Source organism: Massilia sp. UMI-21, assembly GCA_015277795.1.
Lineage (GTDB): Bacteria > Pseudomonadota > Gammaproteobacteria > Burkholderiales > Burkholderiaceae_D > Telluria.
This window is the reverse complement of sequence record CP063848.1, coordinates 3,834,919-3,852,555: the sequence shown is the minus strand read 5'-3', so window position 1 is coordinate 3,852,555 and position 17,637 is coordinate 3,834,919. Positions and strand designations below refer to the sequence as shown.

At 67.9% G+C, this 17,637-nt stretch carries 16 protein-coding genes; 13 read left to right on the top strand and 3 right to left on the bottom strand.

Going from position 1 to position 17,637, the window contains the following annotated elements:
* Positions 1-13: 13 nt before the first annotated feature.
* From IM543_16925 to IM543_16900, 6 genes are all read left to right on the top strand, one after another.
* Positions 14-370: an STAS domain-containing protein gene (locus IM543_16925; GenBank protein QOY93238.1), complete on the top strand. Its 357-nt coding sequence runs from the start codon at positions 14-16 to the stop codon at positions 368-370.
* A complete protein-coding gene (locus IM543_16920; GenBank protein QOY93237.1) occupies positions 370-837 on the top strand; it encodes an anti-sigma regulatory factor in 468 nt (155 codons plus the stop codon). Before IM543_16925 ends, IM543_16920 begins: the two co-directional genes overlap by 1 nt.
* Complete coding sequence (locus IM543_16915) at positions 825-1,853, top strand: ATP-binding protein (protein ID QOY93236.1); 1,029 nt, start codon at positions 825-827, stop codon at positions 1,851-1,853. Before IM543_16920 ends, IM543_16915 begins: the two co-directional genes overlap by 13 nt.
* Entirely contained in the window at positions 1,850-3,220 is a 1,371-nt protein-coding gene (locus IM543_16910) for a sensor histidine kinase (protein ID QOY93235.1), read from the top strand. The genes IM543_16915 and IM543_16910 overlap by 4 nt, the downstream gene beginning before the upstream one ends.
* Entirely contained in the window at positions 3,217-5,109 is a 1,893-nt protein-coding gene (locus IM543_16905; GenBank protein QOY93234.1) for a response regulator, read from the top strand. The genes IM543_16910 and IM543_16905 overlap by 4 nt, the downstream gene beginning before the upstream one ends.
* Positions 5,110-5,198: 89 nt before the next feature.
* Entirely contained in the window at positions 5,199-5,516 is a 318-nt protein-coding gene (locus IM543_16900; GenBank protein QOY93233.1) for a multidrug efflux SMR transporter, read from the top strand.
* A 61-nt stretch (positions 5,517-5,577) separates the two neighbouring features.
* Here IM543_16900 and IM543_16895 read toward each other — a convergent pair whose 3' ends face one another.
* Both IM543_16895 and IM543_16890 read right to left on the bottom strand, forming a co-directional pair.
* Positions 5,578-6,990, bottom strand: coding sequence for an insulinase family protein (locus tag IM543_16895; protein ID QOY93232.1), 1,413 nt, complete (start codon positions 6,988-6,990; stop codon positions 5,578-5,580).
* Between the two features lie 11 nt (positions 6,991-7,001).
* Positions 7,002-8,411: an insulinase family protein gene (locus IM543_16890; GenBank protein ID QOY93231.1), complete on the bottom strand. Its 1,410-nt coding sequence runs from the start codon at positions 8,409-8,411 to the stop codon at positions 7,002-7,004.
* A gap of 362 nt (positions 8,412-8,773) precedes the next feature.
* On the opposite strand from IM543_16890, the gene IM543_16885 reads away from it, so the two are divergent.
* Both IM543_16885 and IM543_16880 read left to right on the top strand, forming a co-directional pair.
* On the top strand, positions 8,774-9,571 hold the full coding sequence (locus IM543_16885) for a DUF2807 domain-containing protein (GenBank protein ID QOY93230.1): 798 nt from the start codon (positions 8,774-8,776) through the stop codon (positions 9,569-9,571).
* 81 nt (positions 9,572-9,652) lie between these two features.
* Entirely contained in the window at positions 9,653-10,264 is a 612-nt protein-coding gene (locus IM543_16880; GenBank protein QOY93229.1) for a sel1 repeat family protein, read from the top strand.
* A 158-nt stretch (positions 10,265-10,422) separates the two neighbouring features.
* On the opposite strand, the gene IM543_16875 is transcribed toward IM543_16880, so the two are convergent.
* Positions 10,423-11,769, bottom strand: coding sequence for an SGNH/GDSL hydrolase family protein (locus tag IM543_16875; protein ID QOY93228.1), 1,347 nt, complete (start codon positions 11,767-11,769; stop codon positions 10,423-10,425).
* 284 nt (positions 11,770-12,053) lie between these two features.
* On the opposite strand from IM543_16875, the gene IM543_16870 reads away from it, so the two are divergent.
* From IM543_16870 to IM543_16850, 5 genes are all read left to right on the top strand, one after another.
* A complete protein-coding gene (locus IM543_16870) occupies positions 12,054-14,372 on the top strand; it encodes an FdhF/YdeP family oxidoreductase (GenBank protein ID QOY93227.1) in 2,319 nt (772 codons plus the stop codon).
* Positions 14,369-15,199 carry a formate dehydrogenase accessory sulfurtransferase FdhD gene (gene fdhD, locus IM543_16865; protein ID QOY93226.1) on the top strand — a complete coding sequence of 277 codons (831 nt, stop codon included), beginning with the start codon at positions 14,369-14,371 and terminating at the stop codon, positions 15,197-15,199. The genes IM543_16870 and fdhD overlap by 4 nt, the downstream gene beginning before the upstream one ends.
* A 63-nt stretch (positions 15,200-15,262) precedes the next feature.
* Positions 15,263-16,249: an MYG1 family protein gene (locus IM543_16860; GenBank protein ID QOY93225.1), complete on the top strand. Its 987-nt coding sequence runs from the start codon at positions 15,263-15,265 to the stop codon at positions 16,247-16,249.
* A gap of 77 nt (positions 16,250-16,326) precedes the next feature.
* Positions 16,327-16,545, top strand: a complete 219-nt coding sequence (locus IM543_16855; protein ID QOY93224.1) for a hypothetical protein — start codon at positions 16,327-16,329, stop codon at positions 16,543-16,545.
* An 80-nt stretch (positions 16,546-16,625) separates the two neighbouring features.
* Positions 16,626-17,606, top strand: a complete 981-nt coding sequence (locus IM543_16850; protein ID QOY93223.1) for an NAD(P)H-quinone oxidoreductase — start codon at positions 16,626-16,628, stop codon at positions 17,604-17,606.
* The last annotated feature ends 31 nt before the right edge of the window (positions 17,607-17,637 follow it).

Here is a 17,637-nt window from a genome sequence, read left to right as displayed (position 1 = left end):
CGAAACGGCAAACATGGAACGTATTCCTATTCTGCGCATGGGCGACCTGTTGCTGGTAACGATCCAGGTCGACATGCACGACCGGCTCGCCATGCAACTGCAAGACGACCTCACCGAACGCATCGTCAGCGACAATGCCAAGGGCGTCCTGATCGACATTTCGGCGCTCGACCTGGTCGATTCCTTCATCGGCCGCATGATCAGCAACACCGCCGCCATGGCGCGCGTGCTCGACGCCCAGACCGTGGTCGTCGGCATGCAGCCGGCAGTGGCGATCACCCTCGTCGAGCTGGGCCTGACCCTGCACGGCGTGAAGACGGCACTGAACGTCGAGAAGGGCATGACCTTGCTCGGAAAGAGCTATAAGTGATGAACGGCGCGCAAACCAATGCAGTCCTGTTCGATACCGCCTTGCTGGACAGCCACCGCCAGTATCGCACCGCACGCGTGATCTTGCGCCTGCAATCGGACGAGGACGTCGTGGGCCTGCGCAAGCAGGTGCGTGAGCGGGCGGTGGCCATCGCATTGTCATTGGTCGATCAGACCAAACTGGTGACGGCTGCCAGCGAGCTGGCGCGCAACACGATCAAGTACGGCGGGGGCGGCGAAGTCCACCTCGACAGCCTGGACGACGGTATTCGCAAGGGCATCGGCCTGCTGTTCATCGATGGCGGACAGGGCATTGCCGACATCGACAGCGCGCTGCGCGACGGTTTCACCACCGGCGGCGGCCTCGGTCTCGGCCTGGGTGGCTCCAAGCGCCTGGTCGACGAATTCGCCATCGACAGCCGTCCGGGCGAGGGCACAGCCGTATTGGTCGTCAAATGGAAGCGCTGATCAGTTCCCTCTCGCCGCAGCAGGTGTTCGTCATCGCGCATGCGAGCGACGTCGCCGCGGCGCGCCGTGCCGGCCAGCGCCTGGCCGACGAACTCGGTTTCGACGAGACCCGGGCCGGCCAACTGGCCCTGATCGTCACCGAGGCCTCCACCAACATCCTCAAGCATGCGGGCGAAGGCGAGGTCCACATCGGGCCGGCGCAGTCGGCCGCCGGGGCCGGCATCGACGTGCTGGCGGTCGACGCGGGGCCGGGCATCGCCGACATCGACGCCTGCCTGGTCGACGGCATGTCCACCGCGGGCACGGCCGGCACCGGACTGGGGGCGCTGCGCCGCCTGGCCGACGAGTTCGACGTCTACACCGTGCCGGGCAAGGGCGCTGCCTTCTTCATGCGCCTGTGGCGCGACGGGGCGGCGCCGGAACCCTGCGGCGTCGAGATCGGCGCGCTGTGGGCGCCGATGGCGGGCGAGGAAGAATGCGGCGACGGCTGGGCCGTGCGCTGCGACGGCCGCGGCGCCTCGCTGCTCGCCGCCGACGGCCTCGGGCACGGACCGGAAGCCGCGCGCGCGGCCGCCGCCGCCATCAAGACGCTCGATGCGCGCAAGGCGCCGCGCGCGCAAGACCTGATGCTGGCCGCGCACGACGCCTTGCGCGGCACGCGCGGCGCGGCCATGGCGACGGCGCGCATCGATTTCGACGAGGACGCGCTGCATTTCGCCGGCATCGGCAATATCGCCGGCTGCGTCATCGACGACGGAAGGCGCGCGCTGGTGTCGCACAACGGCATCGTCGGGCACAACATGCGCAAGGTGCAGGAGTTCGCCATGCCGTTCGGCCCCGGCGCGCTGTGCATCATGCACTCGGACGGCATCCAGACCCAGTGGGACCTGGCGAAGTACCCGGGACTGGCCGGACGCAGCGCCGTGCTGATCGCCGCCGTCCTGATGCGCGACTACATCCGCCGCCGCGACGACGCGATGGTGCTGGTGGTGCGCCGCTACGGAGGTGTCGCGTGAGCACGCAACGCATCGTGCACGTGGCCCTGGACAGCGACCAGGATGTGGTGCAGGTGCGTCAGCGGGCACGCCAGGTCTCGGAGCTGCTCGGCTTTTCGCAGCAGGACCAGGTGCGGGTGGCGACCGCCGTGTCGGAGGTGGCGCGCGTGGCCTGCCACCAGGGATCGGGCGGTCGCGCCCTGTTCCAGCTCCAGAACGAAGGAACGCGCCAGAACCTCGAGGTGACGATCAACCCGGGCAGCGGGCCGCGCAAGGCCTCGACCCTGCCCGATATGGAAGAAGGCATTTCCAGGTCCTTGCCGGAACTGGCGCTGATCACCGCACATCGCCTGATGGACTCCTGCGATGTCGAGCCGGCGCAGGGCGCGGTCACGACCATTACCATGCGCAAGCGGCTGCCGCCGCAGGCCGCCATCACGCCGGCGCGCCTGGCCGAGGTGGCGGCGCGCCTGGCCGACAGCCCGGTCTCGAACACGCTGCAGGAACTGCAGCTGCAGAACCAGGAACTGGTCGCCACGCTGGCCGAGCTGCGCGAACGCCAGGAAGACCTGTTGTCGCTCACGCGCGAGCTCGAAGACACCAACCGCGGCATCGTGGCCCTGTACGCCGAGATCGAGGACAAGGCCGAGCGCCTGCGCCGCGCCGATGAGATGAAGTCGCGCTTCCTGTCCAACACCAGCCATGAGCTGCGCACGCCGCTGTCGTCGATCCGCGCGCTGGCCCAGCTGTTGCTGGACCGCATGGACGGCGACCTGACGGGCGAGCAGGAGCGCCAGGTGCAGTTCATCGCCAACGCGGCCAACGACCTGTCGGAGCTGGTCAACGACCTGCTCGACCTGGCCAAGATCGAGGCGGGCAAGGTCGAGGTGCATCTCGCCCCGGTGGTGGTCGACAACCTGTTCCGCGCCCTCAAGGGCATGTTGCGCCCGCTGGTGGACGAAGGGCGCGTCGAACTGGTGTTCGAGCCCTCCAACGTGACCGAGGCCTTCGATTCGGACGAAGGCAAGATCTCGCAGGTGCTGCGCAACTTCATCTCGAACGCCCTCAAGTTTACCGAGCGCGGGACCGTGCGCGTCTCCGCCATCTACGACGAGGCGCGCGACGAGATCGCGTTCGCGGTCGCCGATACCGGGATCGGCATCGGCCCGGACAACCTGCAACTGATTTTCGAAGAGTTCAGCCAGATCGAACATCCGCTTCAGCGGCGCAGCAAGGGAACAGGTCTCGGCCTTCCGCTGTGCCGCAAGCTGGCTGACCTGCTGCACGGACGCGTGGACGTGAACAGCACCCTTGGCGCAGGTTCGACCTTCACGCTGACCCTGCCGCGCCGCTTCCCGCTGCCGAGCCAAGAAGACACCGAATCATGAAAGCCAATTCGACCTTGATCCTCAACGTAGACGACAACGACGGCGCGCGTTACGCCAAGACACGCATCCTGCAGGGAGCCGGGTTCGAGGTCGTCGAAGCGACCAACGGCACCGACGCGCTGGACACGGTCAAGCGCCTGTGCCCGGCCCTGGTGCTGCTCGACGTGAAGCTGCCCGATATCAACGGCATCGAGGTCTGCCGCCGCATCAAGGCCAATCCGGACAGCGCCATGGTGCTGGTCTTGCAAACCTCGGCCGCGCTGACGGGCCGCGCCGACAAGATCCGCGGCCTGGAGGGCGGGGCCGACAACTACCTGGCGGCGCCGATCGAAGCCGACGAACTGATCGCCAACGTCAATGCGCTGCTGCGCATGCACCAGACCCAGGTCGACCTGCGCGACAGCGAGGAGCGATTTCGCCAGCTGACCGACAACATCGACGACGTGTTCTGGATGTTCGCCGTGCCCGAGGGCAGCCTGGTGTACGTCAGCCCGGCCTATTCGGACATCTGGGGACGCAGCGTCGAGTCGCTGCGCGAGCAGCCCGGCGGCTGGCTCGATGCGGTGCATCCGGACGATCGCCCGCGTGTCGCCGCGCGCTGGGGCCAACTGCCCGACGCGCCGCATTACGACGACGAGTTCCGCGTCAATGCGCCCGACGGCCGCATGCGCTGGGTGCGCGACCGCCTGTTCCCCGTACGCGACACGCGCGGCCAGGTATACCGGGTGGCGCGCGTTACCAGCGACATCACGGCGCGCAAGGAGATGGAAGCGCTGTTGCGCGCGGCCGACCGCAACAAGAACCAGTTCCTGGCGACGCTCGCGCACGAACTGCGCAACCCGCTCAGCCCGATCCGCAACGCGGCCGCGCTGCTGGGCGCAACGGGCGAGGGCAGCGCCGAGCGCCAGGCGCGTGCGCGCGAAGTCATCTCGCGCCAGGTGGACCACCTGGCGCATCTGGTGGATGACCTGCTCGACGTGGCGCGCATTTCCGAGGGCAAGATCGTGCTGCGCACCGAAGAGGTCAACCTCGGCGCTGTCGTGGCCCAGGCAATCGAGACCGCCGGGCCGGCGATCCACTCGCGCGGCCACCAGCTCGACGTGAAGCTGCCGGAGCAGCAGGTGTGGGTGACGGGCGACCCGGTGCGCCTGGCCCAGTCGGTGGGCAACCTGCTGCACAACGCCGCCAAGTTCACGCCGACGGGCGGTGAGATACAGATCGAGGTCGCGCTGGCCGACAACGGGCGGGTGCGGATCGCGGTCCACGACAACGGCATCGGCATCGCGGAAGACAACCTGTCGCGCATTTTCGGCATGTTCGCCCAGGTGGACGTGCCGCCCGACCGTGCGCCGGAAGGCCTGGGCATCGGCCTGTCGCTGGTGTCGCACCTGCTCGAGCTGCACGGCGGCCATTTATACGCCGAGAGCCTCGGCATCGGCATGGGCAGCACCTTCACGGTCGAGCTGCCGCTGCTGCGCGTGAGCACCCCTGACGGCGGCGCCGAGCACCGTCAGGCGCCGGAATCGGGCGGGAGCGGCATGCGCGTGCTGCTGGTGGACGACAACGTCGACGCGATGGAAATGATGGCCTTCCTGCTGGCCGAGATGGGCTACGAGACCTGCACCACCTCGGACGCCGCGCAGATCGACGAACTGGCGCGGCGCCACCACCCGCAGGTGATCGTGCTCGACATCGGCCTGCCCGGCATCGACGGCTACGAGGTGGCGCGCCGCATCAAGAGGAACCCGGCACTGGCCGGCATCCGCCTGGTGGCGCACACCGGCTACGGCTCGCCGGAAGACCGCCGGCGCGCGATGGACGCGGGTTTCGATGCCCACCTGGTCAAGCCGGCCGAGCTGCCGGACCTGGAGAAGGCGCTGAAAGGCTAGGGCGCATCGGTCAGGCGTACAGGAGGAACGGCCTCCCCCGCTGTGGGAACCATGACCGGGACGGCCCGGCTTTTCGAAAGGAGAGCCGGATGGCTTGGGCAATGTTGTTGGTAGCGGGACTGCTGGAAGTGGTATGGGCGGTGGCGATGAAGCAATCGAGCGGCTTCAGCCGGCTGTGGCCGTCCGTGCTCACGCTGGCCGCGATGGTCGCCAGTTTCTATTTGCTCGCCGCGGCGATGCGCACGATTCCCCTCGGGACCGCCTACACGATCTGGACCGGCATCGGTGCCGTGGGCGCCTTCGTGGTCGGCATCGCGGTACTGGGGGAGGGGGTCAATGCCATGCGGGTGATCGCGGCGCTGCTGATCGTTTGCGGGCTCGTCCTGATGAAGCTGTCGGCCGACTGAGCAAAAAGAAAGCCCCGCCAGGCGGGGCTCTTGCATCGGCCTGCAAGACCGCTTGCCTGTCTTACTTGTCCGTCACCGTGAACTCGCCGAAGCTCTTGAGCTGCTCGCCCACCGCCTTCGGATCGCCGACCACGACGATCGACTGTCGGTCGGGGGCGAAGTACTTGTTCGCTACCGCGCGCACCTGTTCCGGCGTGACCTTCTGGATGCGCGGCACGTATTCGCCCAGGAACTCGGCCGGCAGGCCGACCAGCCAGTTCTGCGCCAGGGTCGAGGCGACCGAGCGCTGCAGCTGGTTGCTGATCATGTAGCCGCCGGCGACGTAGCGCTTGTTCATCTCCATTTCCTTGGCCGGCACCGGTTCGGTGCCGATGCGCTTGTACTCCGCCAGGAACTCGTTGAGCGCCGCGGCGGTCACTTCGTTGCGCACGTCGGCGCCGCCGACGATCGCGCCGCCCGCGCGGTTCATGCGCGCGCCGGCCGATGCGCCGTAGGTATAGCCCTTTTCCTCGCGCAGGTTGCTGTTGACGCGGCTCGAGAAGCCGCCGCCCAGGATGGTGCTGGCAAGGCGCAGCGGGATCTGCTCGTCCGCGCTGGCGGCGATGCCGGGAGCGCCCAGGCGCACGGCCGACTGCACGCTGCCGTCACGCTCGAGCAGGATGCGCGCCGGCTTGGCGCTGGCCGGCGCCGCGGCGGTCTGCGGGAGCTGCGGGCCGCTGGCCTTCCAGTCGCCGAAGGCGGCTTCGGCCAGCTTCATTGCCTCGGCCGGCTTCACCGGGCCGGTGATCACCAGCAGGGCGTGGTCCGGACGCATGCGCCTGGCGTGCTCGCTGCGCAGCATGCCCTGGGTCACGGCATTGATCGCCACCACGGTCGGCGTGGTGCGGCTGTACGGATGGTCGCCGTAGATCGCCTTGCTGATCGCACGCTCGGCGCGAAAGCCCGGCTGGGTCTCGGACACGCGCAGCGCCTGCAGCGCATTGGCCTTGGCCAGCGCCACTTCGCCTTCCGGGAACGAGGGCGTGCGGGCGACTTCGGCCAGCAACTGCATCATCGGGCCGGCCTGCGAGGCCAGCGCGTTGGCCGAGACCACGATGCCGTCCGACGAGGCGCCGGCGGCGACCGAGCCGCCCATGCCCTGGGCTGCCTCGGCGATCGCGCGCGAGTCGCGCTTGGCGCTGCCTTCGTTGAGCAGGCCGGCCAGCATGTTGGCGAAGGCCGGGGTTTGCGGCGCGTCGGCCGCGAAGCCGGCGCCGCGCACCGCCAGCACGTAGTCCACGCGCGGCAGGCCGTCGCGCGGCACGACCCAGACGGTCAGGCCGTTGGCCAGGGTCTGCTTGGCGATCGTCGGCACCGGGATCGGCTTGTCCTGGCCATAGGCCGGCATCGGCAGGTCCTTGGCGGCGGCGGGCGCGGCGTAGGCGGCCGGTGCGAATGCCAGTGTCACGGCCATTGCGAGCATCAGTTTCTTCATCGATGCGCTCCTTATTTGTTTGCGCCGGCCGGTGCGGCGGCAGGGGTGGCTGGGGCGGCGGCGGGTGCGGCGAGCATCGCGGCCGGCTTGCGGTCAATGACGGTACGGTTGGTCGGCACCAGGTAGGTGCGCACGGCGCGCTGGATGTCTTCCGAGCTCACCGCGTCGATCCAGCCCGGGATCTTGTTGACCACGTTGGCATCGCCCCACAGCACCTGCATCTTGGCCAGCATGTCGGCGCGGTTGATGAAGCTTTCCAGCTGGTTGTTCCAGTCGGCCAGCATGCTGGTCTTGACCCGCTTGAGCGTGGCTTCGTCGACGCCGTCCTTCGCGACCCTGGCCAGTTCCTCGTCGATGGCCTTGAGCACCGCGTCGGCGCTGCTGTTCGGCTTGTACAGCGCGAACACGGTCAGCAGGGTCGGTCCGTCATACTCGAAGGGCCCGGTCAGGCCGAACAGGGTGTCGACGTTGAGTGCGATCTCGCGACCCTTCACCAGGCCCTGGTAGAGCAGCGAGGCGTCGCCGCCGGCCATCAGCTGGCCCAGCACCGCCATGGCGGCCTGGTCGCGGTGGCCGCGTGGCGGCACCTTCCAGGCGGCGGCGATCGCCGGCACCTGGGCCAGGGCGTCGCTCTGCACCACACGCTTCTCGACGGTGTTCAGGCCTTCGCTGAAGTCGGTCGGCTTCGGCGTGGGCCGGGCCGGGATGCCGCCGAAATACTTCTGCGCCAGCGCGAAGCCCTGGGCAGGGGTGAGGTCGCCGGCGATCGCGATCACGGCGTTGTTCGGACCATAGTAGTCGCGGTGGAAGGCGCGCACGTCTTCCAGGCTGGCGTTCTCGAGGTCCTCGAAGCTGCCGTAGCCGTCATGGTTGTTCTCCCACTTCTGGAAGGCCTGCTGGCCGATGTCGATCCACATGAAACCGCCGTAGGGCTGGTTCTTGACGTTCACGCGGATCTCTTCCTTCACCACGTCCTGCTGGTTCTTCAGCGTGGTCGGGTTGAAGTCGAGGGTCTTCATGCGGTCCGCTTCCAGCCACAGGATCGGCTCCAGCGCCGAACGGGGAGCGGTCTCGATGTAGTTGGTGAAGTCGGGGCGGGTCGAACCGTTGTTGCGGCCGCCGCCGGCGGTGATGGTGGTGTCGAACACGCCCTTCTTGGCGTTCGGCGTGCCCTGGAACATCAGGTGCTCGAACAGGTGGGCGAAACCGGTGCGGTTCTTCGGCTCCAGGCGCATGCCCACGTGATAGACGACCGACACGCCGACGGTCGGCGAGCTATGGTCTTCGGTGACGATGACCGTCAGGCCGTTGTCGAGCTTCTTGACTGCGACCGGCAGGGTCCACTGGTCCGCGGAAGCCGCGAAGGCCGACAGCGAGAACGTGAGCCCGGCCAGCAAAACAGGTAATTGGCGCATGCGCATGGGTGACCTCAAAAATGAACTCGGAAAGATGCGTTTTCAGCTTGCTTGTACTGGCAGCGAGGCTGCCATGCGCTGATCTTAGCGCAATGTCATGCCAATAAGTAATCTTTTTTTGCGGAGAAAATTGCGCTAAGTCTATGCCGGACCTGGTGCAGGGACCCGTGATTTTCCGCTCTGGCCTGCGTTTCCTGCAGTTCATCGCAGATCGATGGGCGGCAGCGGGGCCGGGCGGTATAGTTGCAACATGCTAATACAGCGGAGTAGCGATGCTACTTTGCCCTTACTTGCTGGTAATGTTGCGATAGAACCAAGCCACAAGGCTGGCCACAAGCGACAACCAAGAACATGATTCGGAGAATTTGATGAAACACCTTTCCAAGCTCGGCCTGGTCTTCATGGCCCTCTGCGCCACGCTGTTCACCTCGCTGCTGGCGGTCACGGGCATGGCGCGTGCGGCCACCGAAGTGGTCACCGAAACCCGCCAGGTCGATGCGCGCGTGGTGCGCGTCAAGCTTGACGGCGTGGTGGACCTGAAGATCCGCCAGGGCAGCACGCCGCTGCTGGTGCTGACCGGCGATCCGCGCCTGCTTGCCAAGACCACCACGCTGCAGAGCGGCGACACCCTGAGTATCGGTACCGAAACCCGGGGGATCAGCATCAACCTTGGGCGCAGCATGGGCCTGCACGCCGAGTTGACCCTGCCGAACCTGCGCGAAGTGACGTCCGAAAGCGTGGGCGGCACGTCCGTCACCGGGTTCTCGGGCGACGAGCTCGAGCTGAACCTCGATGGGGCCGGCTCAATGAATGTATCATGTAATTACAAGGTGCTGACGGCGAACCTGGGCGGTGTCGGCAGCATGAAGGTGCATGGCATCAATAGCGAAAGCGTGGAACTGAACCTGAGCGGCGCCGGCTACGTGACCCTGTCGGGGCGCAGCCGCCAGCTCAAGGCGGAACTCGGCGGATTGGGCGGGCTCGATGCCCGGTCCTTTGCGGCCGAGAACGTCACCCTCGAGCTGTCCGGCCTGGGCAATGCCACCGTGAATGCCAGGGAAAGCGCCAACCTGAGCCTGTCGGGCCTGGGTTCGGTGACGGTATACGGCAAGCCGCAGAACCGCAAGGTCAGCGTCGACGGCCTGGGCAAGGTGAACTGGAAATAAGCACGGCGGAACCGACAAGAACAAGGTGAGCCCATCACAAGAACCAAGGGTACGCAGAGATCCTGATTCGATGTACGAGACATGAAAAAACTATTCCTAGCGATCGTATGTGCGCTCGGCCTGCAGGCGGGCGCACATGCGGGCTTCGCGGAAGGGGCCAGCGCCTACAACGCGCGCAACTACGCGGCAGCACTGAAAGAGATCGTCCCGCTCGCCAAGGCCGGTCATGCGGATGCCCAGCATTTGCTGGGCCTGATGTATTACATGGGCCGCGGCGTGACGCGCGACTACAAGCTGGCCTTTGCCTGGCACATCAAGGCGGCCCAGCAGGGCAAGGCCGACGCGCAGTACGTGGTCGGCGCCATGTACTACACCGGCAACGCCGTGCCGCAGGACCAGCGCCATGCGGTCAGCTGGTTCCGCAAGGCGGCCGAGCAGGGCCATGCCGAGGCGCAGCACGCGCTCGGCCTGATGTACCGCTACCACCAGGCCGGCATGCCGCAAGACCTGGTGCTGGCCTACATGCTGTGGAACCTGGCCGCGGCCAGCGGCAACCACAATGCGGTCGACCAGCGCGCCGCGATCTCGCGCCAGATGACCCAGGAGCAGATCGAAGAGGCGCAGTCGCTGTCGCGGCTGTGGCGGCCGGGCCGGCCGCTGCCGACGAGTTCGCGCACGGGGAGCAATTCCTGAGAAAACCGCCGGCCGAGCCCGGCGGTTTGTTTTTGTAGGGTGGACGGCTCTGCCGTCCGCGCGTCCAGGCAAATCAAGAAAGGCCGCACATCCCTGCATGCCGGCTTGAACGCCTGGGCGGGGGAAGCGGCTACGCACCCCGGCCCACCCTACGTACGTCATTTCGCGACGAGCGGCAGCTTGGCCGCACTCCGAAACAGCGCCAAGGGCACCGCATTGCCCATCGCCTGGTAGCCCAGGTCGTTCGGATGCAGGTGGTCGCCGCTGTCGTAGGCCGGCAGCAAACGGCTCGGGTGGACCGGATCGCGGGTAGCGCGGTCGAAGTCGATCACGCCGTCGAACTCGTCGTTGTTGCGGATCCAGTTGTTCAGCGCCTGCCGCACCACTTCCTTCTCGGGCGAGTAGTACGCCGCGCCTTCGAACGGCGTCAGGGTGGCGCCGATCACGCTGATTCCCTTGGCACGCGCACGGTGGATCAGCTGGCGGTAGCCGGCGATCAGGTCTTCGGCGGTGACCGGACTGGTGGCCGAGCTGTTGCCGATGTCGTTGATGCCGATCAGGACGACGAGGTAGCGCACGCCGGCGGTGGCCAGCACGTCGCGGTCGAAGCGCTCCTGGGCGCTGCGTCCGGCCAGCGGGTTCGGCGAATTGCTCAGCAGCCGGTTGCCGCTGATGCCGCGGTTGACGATGCCGAAGCGGGCGTTGATGCCGAGGACCGGGTCGCGCTCGGTCTGCAGGCGGCGCGCCAGCCAGTCGGGCCAGCGCTTGTTGCTGTCCGGCGTGCTGCGGGTGCCGTCCGTGATCGAGTCGCCCAGCGTGACGATGGCCGGACCGGCGCTGTCGACCTCGACTTCGGTGAGGAAGGGCCAGACCTGGATGGTGCGCTGTACCGGCAGGGTCGGGGCGGCCGTGAAGTTGCCGGGCAGGGACACGTAGTTGGTCTGCAGGGCGAGCTGGTGCACGGTGCTCGCCTGCACGGTGCCGGGCAGGTACAGGCTCAGCGCCAGGTCGGACAGTGGCGGCACGTTCAGCTCGACCGGGTCGGACAGGGCCGGCGCGCCGGGCGCAATGGTAACGTAGCTGCGCCCGCCGAAGCTCAGCGCGCGGTCGGTGCCGGCCGCCACGTCGGAACCGCCGGCACGCAGGCCGATGCGCGCCGCGCCGATCGTCAGCGGCGTGCTGCCGATCTCGTTCGACACGCGGATGCGCACGCGGTTGCCGCCGATGCTGGTGTGGACGATCAGCCGGACGGTCTGGTCGGAGAAGGTCTGCAGGCTGGCTTGCGGCGGCGGACCTGCCGACGCCGTGCCCCAGATGCCGGTCCAGTGTTCGGTCGTCCAGGGCTGGGCGCCGGCCGGGTGGGGCTGCAGGGCGATGGCGGCAGCCACTATGGCGCTGCCCAGCAGCAGGTGCCGGCGGGGAGGACTCAAGCGTCTGGTGGACAGGGCGATGCCATCCTTGAGGCGGCGGGCGGCATCGAGCAGGAGGGGAAGGAAGCGTTTCATCGCGTGCTCCTTTGGGTGGTGACCATCGGTAAACTCAGGCTTGTACGCTTGAGTTCGTTTGATCAATGTAGCCACCCCCGCAGCCCTGGACAAGAAGGCAACAAGCGCGCAGCTTGCGCGATGTCGAAGCGTGAAAAGATTAATATTCCTACCAGAATTGTTTCTGATGGCCAAGGAAATCCTGTCCGAAGATTGACCCGTCGTGCTGCCTCCACTGTTCGCAGACGCACCGAGGCGCACCCGAAACAGGACTAGCGTGGCTGTTCCACGGATCAGGAGCCGCCATGAGCAAGCATTCACGCGACCTACGCATCGAGAACCCGACCATGCCGGCCGGCGGCTGGGGCTCGGTGCAGGAAGTCACCACCGTCCTGCTGCACCAGCGGGTACCCCTGAAGGACAGCCGGCTGTTGCTCAGGCAGAACAAGCCGGACGGCTTTGCCTGCGTCAGCTGCGCCTGGGCCAAGCCGGCCAATCCGCATCCTTTCGAATTCTGCGAAAGCGGCGCCAAGGCCACCGCCTGGGAAACCACCAGCAAGGCGATTGGCGCGGATTTCTTCGAACGCCACACGGTCACCGAACTCGAAGCCTGGGACGACCACAGCCTGGAAGACCAGGGCCGCCTGACCGTGCCGCTGCGCTACGACCCGGCCACCGACAAGTACCGCGCGATCGACTGGGATGCCGCGTTCGCCGAGATCGGCGCGGCGCTGCGCGGCATCGACCCGAAGCAGGCGGTGTTCTACAGCTCCGGCCGGGCCTCGCTCGAGACCTCCTACATGTACGCGCTGCTGGCGCGCATGTACGGCAACAACAACCTGCCGGACAGCTCGAACATGTGCCACGAAAGCACCTCGGTCGGCTTGAAGAAGACGCTCGGCGTGCCGGTCGGCACCGCGGCGCTGGACGACTTCGAACACACCGACTGCATCTTCTTCTTCGGCCAGAACGTGGGCGTGAACAGCCCACGCATGCTGCACCAGCTGCAGGAGGCGCGCCGGCGCGGGGTGCCGGTCATCACCTTCAATCCGCTGCGCGAGCGCGGCCTGGTCAGCTTCACCAATCCGCAGTCTCCCGGCGAGATGCTGACCGGTTCCGAGACGGCGATCAGCACCCAGTATCACCAGGTACGGCCGGGCGGCGACACCGCCGCCATCATGGGCCTGTGCAAGGCGATCTTCGCGCAGGACGATGCGGCGCGCGCGGCGGGCGCGGGGCGGGTGCTCGACACCGACTTCCTGCAGGCGCATACCCATGGCCTGGACGCTTTCGAAGCGGCGGTGCGCGCCTGTCCGTGGCAGGACATCGAGCGCGAATCCGGCCTGCGCCGCAGCGCGCTGGAAAGCGCGGCCGCCATCTACTGCGCCTCCAGCGCCGTGATGGCGGTCTACGGCATGGGCCTGACCCAGCACCGCAACGGCGTGCAGAACGTGGCGATGGTGGTCAACCTGCTGCTCCTGCGCGGGAACATCGGCAAGCCCGGCGCCGGCGTGTGCCCGGTGCGCGGCCACTCCAACGTGCAGGGCCAGCGCACCGTGGGCATCACCGAGAAACCCGAGCTGGCGCCGCTCGACAAACTCAAGGAGCAGTACGGTTTCGAGCCGCCGCGCGAGAAGGGCATGAACACGGTCGAGGCCTGCGAAGGCATCCTGGCGCGGCGCGTGCAGGCCTTCATCGGCCTGGGCGGGAATTTCGTGCGCGCGGTGCCCGAGCACGCGCTGATGGAAGCGGCCTGGCGCGAGATTCCGCTGACGGTGCAGGTGTCGACCAAGCTCAATCGCAACCACCTCATCCACGGCAAGGCTTCCTACATCCTGCCTTGCCTGGGCCGGATCGAGATCGACCGCCAGCAGGGCGGCGAGCAGGCGGTGACGGTCGAGGACAGCACCGCCTGCATGCACGGTTCGCGCGGCATGGCCGAGCCGGCGGCCGGCACGCTGCTGTCGGAACCGGCCATCGTGGCCGGCATCGCCAAGGCCACGCTGGCGCCGAATCCGCGGGTCGACTGGGATGCCTGGGTGGCCGACTATGCGCGCGTTCGCGACGCCATCGAAATCACCTATCCGGAAATCTTCCACGATTTCAATGCCCGGATGTGGACGCCGGGCGGCTTTCGCAAGCCGATCGCCGCCACCCGCCGGGTCTGGAACACCGACAGCGGCAAGGCCAACTTCACGGTGCCGGAAGCGCTGGAGGGCGATCCCGACCTGCGGGCAGCAGCGCGCAAGACCGGCCCGGCGACGCTGCGCCTGTTCACGGTGCGCAGCGACGGCCAGTTCAATACCACGATCTACAGTCACGACGACCGCTTCCGCGGCGTCTACGGCAGCCGCATGGTGCTGTTCATGGCGCGCGCCGACATGGCCAGGCATGCCCTGGCGCAGGGCGACCTGGTGGCCCTGCGCTGCGCTGCCGACGATGGCGTCGAACGCCGCGTGGCCGGGCTGGCGGTGGTCCCCTACGACGTGCCGGAAGGCTGCATCGCCGGCTACTTCCCGGAACTCAACCCGCTGATCCCGCTGTGGCACCACGCCAAGGAAAGCAAGGTGCCGGCCGCCAAGGCGATCGATGTCGTCCTCGAGCGCGATGGAGGGACGGCATGAACGCGGGCGAGGGCTTCTTCGCCCCGGCCGGCGCCTGCCGCCTGCCGGCCCGGCGCTGGCGCGACGGCGCGCTGGAAGCCGCCACCGAGGTGGTGGCGGACGAGGTGCCGGTGGCCCTGGTCTACAACGGCATCAGCCACGCGGTGATGCTGGCCTCGCCCCAGGACCTGGAGGACTTCGCGCTCGGCTTCTCGCTGGGCGAGCGCATCGTGCGCGATGCGCGCGACATCCACGACATCGAGGTCGAGCAGGCGCCGAACGGCATCGCGATCGGGATGCGTATCGCCGCCGGCGCCATGATGCGCCTGAAGCAGACGCGCCGGGCCCGCCTGGGGGTGACCGGCTGCGGCCTGTGCGGGGTCGAAAGCCTCGACTGTTTCGACGAGGACGCGTTTGCCGACACGCAGGCGCGCCCGGCCGCGCCTTTCGACCCGGAGGCCCTGCACCGCGCGATGGCGGCGATGGCCGCGCGCCAGGAGCTGCACCATGCGACCGGCGCCGTGCACGCGGCCGGGTGGGCGGATCGGCGCGGGGAACTGCTGTGCGTGCGCGAAGATATCGGCCGCCACAACGCGCTCGACAAGCTGGTGGGCGCACTGGCGCGCGCCGGGGGCGATACGGCCGACGGTTTCGCGCTGGTGACCAGTCGCGCCAGCTTCGAGCTGGTGCAGAAGGCGGCGCGGGCGGGCATGCCGCTGCTGGCCGCGATCTCGGCGCCGACCGCGCTGGCGGTGCAGGTGGCCGAGCGGGCCGGCCTGACCCTGGCCGGCTTCGTGCGGGAAGGGCGGCACGTGCTCTACACCCATCCGCAGCGGCTCGCGCGCTAACGGCAACAGGGCGCGGCAGAAGCGGTATCATGCGTGCCTCGACTACAGCATCCTGGAGTTTTCATGGTCATCGTGACCCACAACGGCAAGTTCCATGCGGACGACGCATGGGCGGTGGCCGTCCTGCATATCCTGTTCCCCGACGCCGAGATCGTCCGGACGCGCGAGCCCGCCATCATCGAGGCTGCCGACTACGTGGTCGACGTGGGCGGCGTCTGGGACCCGGCCGCGGGCCGCTTCGACCACCACCAGAAAGGCTTCGAGGGCGCGCGCGCCAGCGGCGTGCCCTATGCCAGCGCCGGCCTGGTATGGCGCGAGTACGGCGCGCGCTGCGTCGCCGCGCTGGCCCTGGCGCACACCGGCCAGCAGCTCGAAGACGACACCGCGCAGCAGATGGCCTACGCCATCGACGCCGACATCGTCCAGTACCTCGACCTGTCGGACGTGGGCGCGGCCAGGAACGCGCCGGGCGGCTACGGCATGTCGGCCGTGGTCTCGGGATTCAATCCGAACTGGCTGGACGAGCAGCGCCTGGGCTACGGCGCGCAGGCCGAAGCCTACCGCCTGGCCCAGTTCCGCAAGGCGATGGCCTTCCTCGCCGATGTCATCGTCAATTCGGTGAAGTACCGCGTCGGCGCCATTCTCGCGCTGGCCCAGGTGCGCCAGGCCGAGACCATGGAAAATGGCCGCCTGCTGTTCCTGAAGAACGCGGCGCTGCCCTGGAGTTCGGTGGTGCGCAAGGAAATGCCGAAGGTGCTGTTCGTGCTCAGCCACAGCCTGTCGGAAGACCGCTACATGCTGCACACCGTGCCGGCCACGACCGACACCTTCGATGCCCGCGCCGACCTGCCGGAAAGCTGGGCCGGCCTGCGCGACGCCGACCTGGCGGCGGTGACGGGCGTGGCGGACGCGAAGTTCTGCCACAACGGCCGCTTTATCGCTGCCGCCAAATCTTACCAAGGCGCCTTGGCGATGGCGAAACAGGCGCTGCAGGCGGTGGATGCGGGCCGCACGCCCATGTTCGTGGCGCGCGAACCGGTCGCGCCCTGAATCGCATCAGCGTTAGGTAAGGAACGGTCGGAGGCGCGCCGACGGCTTATCTTGGTCCCATGGCCAAGATTGTATCGATGAAAAAGCTGTACGCGATGCAGCGCATGTCGGCCGCCTTGAACCGGGCCTCTGCGGCCCGGCCTTTCGGACCGGAGACCGACCGGGCGCTGCGCTGGGCCGCGGCCTGGGGCATGGCGGCCGGGATCCGCAGCCCGCATACCCGGGTGCGCCTGCGCCGCGATACCCTGGTGGGTGTCTGCGCGACGCAGGCGGCGGACCGCCATCTGCGCTCCTGAGCCCGGCGGGGAACGATTCCGGGCGCGCAGCTTTTCTCCCACTCCCGTACAATTGTGGTTTTTTCAACACGGGAGCTTCCATGCGCGCCATCGAAATCACGCAGCCGGGCAAGCCGGACGTCCTGCAACTGTGCGAACGCCCCAGCCCTGCGCCCAAGGCCGGTGAGGTGTTGATCAAGGTACACGCCGCCGGCATCAATCGCCCGGACGTGCTGCAACGCCTCGGCAAGTATCCGGTGCCGCCGGGGGCATCCGATCTGCCGGGCCTGGAAGTGGCGGGCGAGATCGTCGGCGGCGATTATGCCGCGGCCGGCTTTGCCAGGGGCGACCTGGTCTGCGCACTGGTGCAGGGCGGCGGCTATGCCGAATACTGCACCGCGCCCGCCGAGCAGTGCCTGCCCATTCCCCACGGGCTGAGTCCGATCGAAGCCGCCTCGCTGCCGGAGACGTTTTTTACCGTTTGGTCAAATATCTTCGACCGCGCCGCGCTGGCGCCGGGCGAAACCCTGCTGGTGCAGGGCGGCAGCTCGGGCATCGGCGTCACCGCGATCCAGCTGGCCAGCGCGCTGGGCCACCGCGTGTTCGCCACCGCCGGCTCGGATGAGAAATGCCGCGCCTGCGAGGGGCTCGGGGCCGAACGCGGCATCAACTATCGCAGCGAGGATTTCGCCGCCGTGGTCAAGGAGCTGACGGGCGGGAAGGGCGTCGACGTGATCCTCGACATGGTGGCCGGCGACTATATCCCGCGCGAGATCGACTGCCTGGCCGACGACGGCCGCATCGCCCTGATCGCGCTGCTGGGCGGCGCCAGGGCCGAGATCGACCTCGGCCAGGTGCTGCGCCGCCGCCTCTCCATCAGCGGCTCGACCCTGCGCCCGCGCCCGGTCGCTTTCAAGGCGGCGATCGCGCGCAGCTTGCGCGAGCGCGTCTGGCCACTGTTCGAGCAGGGCCGACTCAAGCCCGTCATCCACCGCCGCTTCCCGCTGGCCGAGGCCGCGCAGGCGCATGCGCTGATGGAGTCGAGTACGCACGTTGGCAAGATCGTATTGGAAGTGGTCTAACAGATTGAATCAAAAGGGAAGTGAGGGTCGG

Excerpts from the sequence above, each read along its gene's own strand:
- IM543_16915 (QOY93236.1), top strand. The coding sequence starts at position 825 with ATGGAAGCGCTGATCAGTTCCCTCTCGCCGCAGCAGGTGTTCGTCATC.
- IM543_16875 (QOY93228.1), bottom strand. The coding sequence starts at position 11,769 with ATGAAACGCTTCCTTCCCCTCCTGCTCGATGCCGCCCGCCGCCTCAAG.
- IM543_16900 (QOY93233.1), top strand. The coding sequence starts at position 5,199 with ATGGCTTGGGCAATGTTGTTGGTAGCGGGACTGCTGGAAGTGGTATGG.
- IM543_16850 (QOY93223.1), top strand. The coding sequence starts at position 16,626 with ATGCGCGCCATCGAAATCACGCAGCCGGGCAAGCCGGACGTCCTGCAA.
- IM543_16925 (QOY93238.1), top strand. The coding sequence starts at position 14 with ATGGAACGTATTCCTATTCTGCGCATGGGCGACCTGTTGCTGGTAACG.
- IM543_16880 (QOY93229.1), top strand. The coding sequence starts at position 9,653 with ATGAAAAAACTATTCCTAGCGATCGTATGTGCGCTCGGCCTGCAGGCG.
- IM543_16920 (QOY93237.1), top strand. The coding sequence starts at position 370 with ATGAACGGCGCGCAAACCAATGCAGTCCTGTTCGATACCGCCTTGCTG.
- IM543_16860 (QOY93225.1), top strand. The coding sequence starts at position 15,263 with ATGGTCATCGTGACCCACAACGGCAAGTTCCATGCGGACGACGCATGG.
- IM543_16890 (QOY93231.1), bottom strand. The coding sequence starts at position 8,411 with ATGCGCATGCGCCAATTACCTGTTTTGCTGGCCGGGCTCACGTTCTCG.
- fdhD (QOY93226.1), top strand. The coding sequence starts at position 14,369 with ATGAACGCGGGCGAGGGCTTCTTCGCCCCGGCCGGCGCCTGCCGCCTG.
- IM543_16885 (QOY93230.1), top strand. The coding sequence starts at position 8,774 with ATGAAACACCTTTCCAAGCTCGGCCTGGTCTTCATGGCCCTCTGCGCC.
- IM543_16870 (QOY93227.1), top strand. The coding sequence starts at position 12,054 with ATGAGCAAGCATTCACGCGACCTACGCATCGAGAACCCGACCATGCCG.
- IM543_16895 (QOY93232.1), bottom strand. The coding sequence starts at position 6,990 with ATGAAGAAACTGATGCTCGCAATGGCCGTGACACTGGCATTCGCACCG.
- IM543_16905 (QOY93234.1), top strand. The coding sequence starts at position 3,217 with ATGAAAGCCAATTCGACCTTGATCCTCAACGTAGACGACAACGACGGC.
- IM543_16855 (QOY93224.1), top strand. The coding sequence starts at position 16,327 with ATGAAAAAGCTGTACGCGATGCAGCGCATGTCGGCCGCCTTGAACCGG.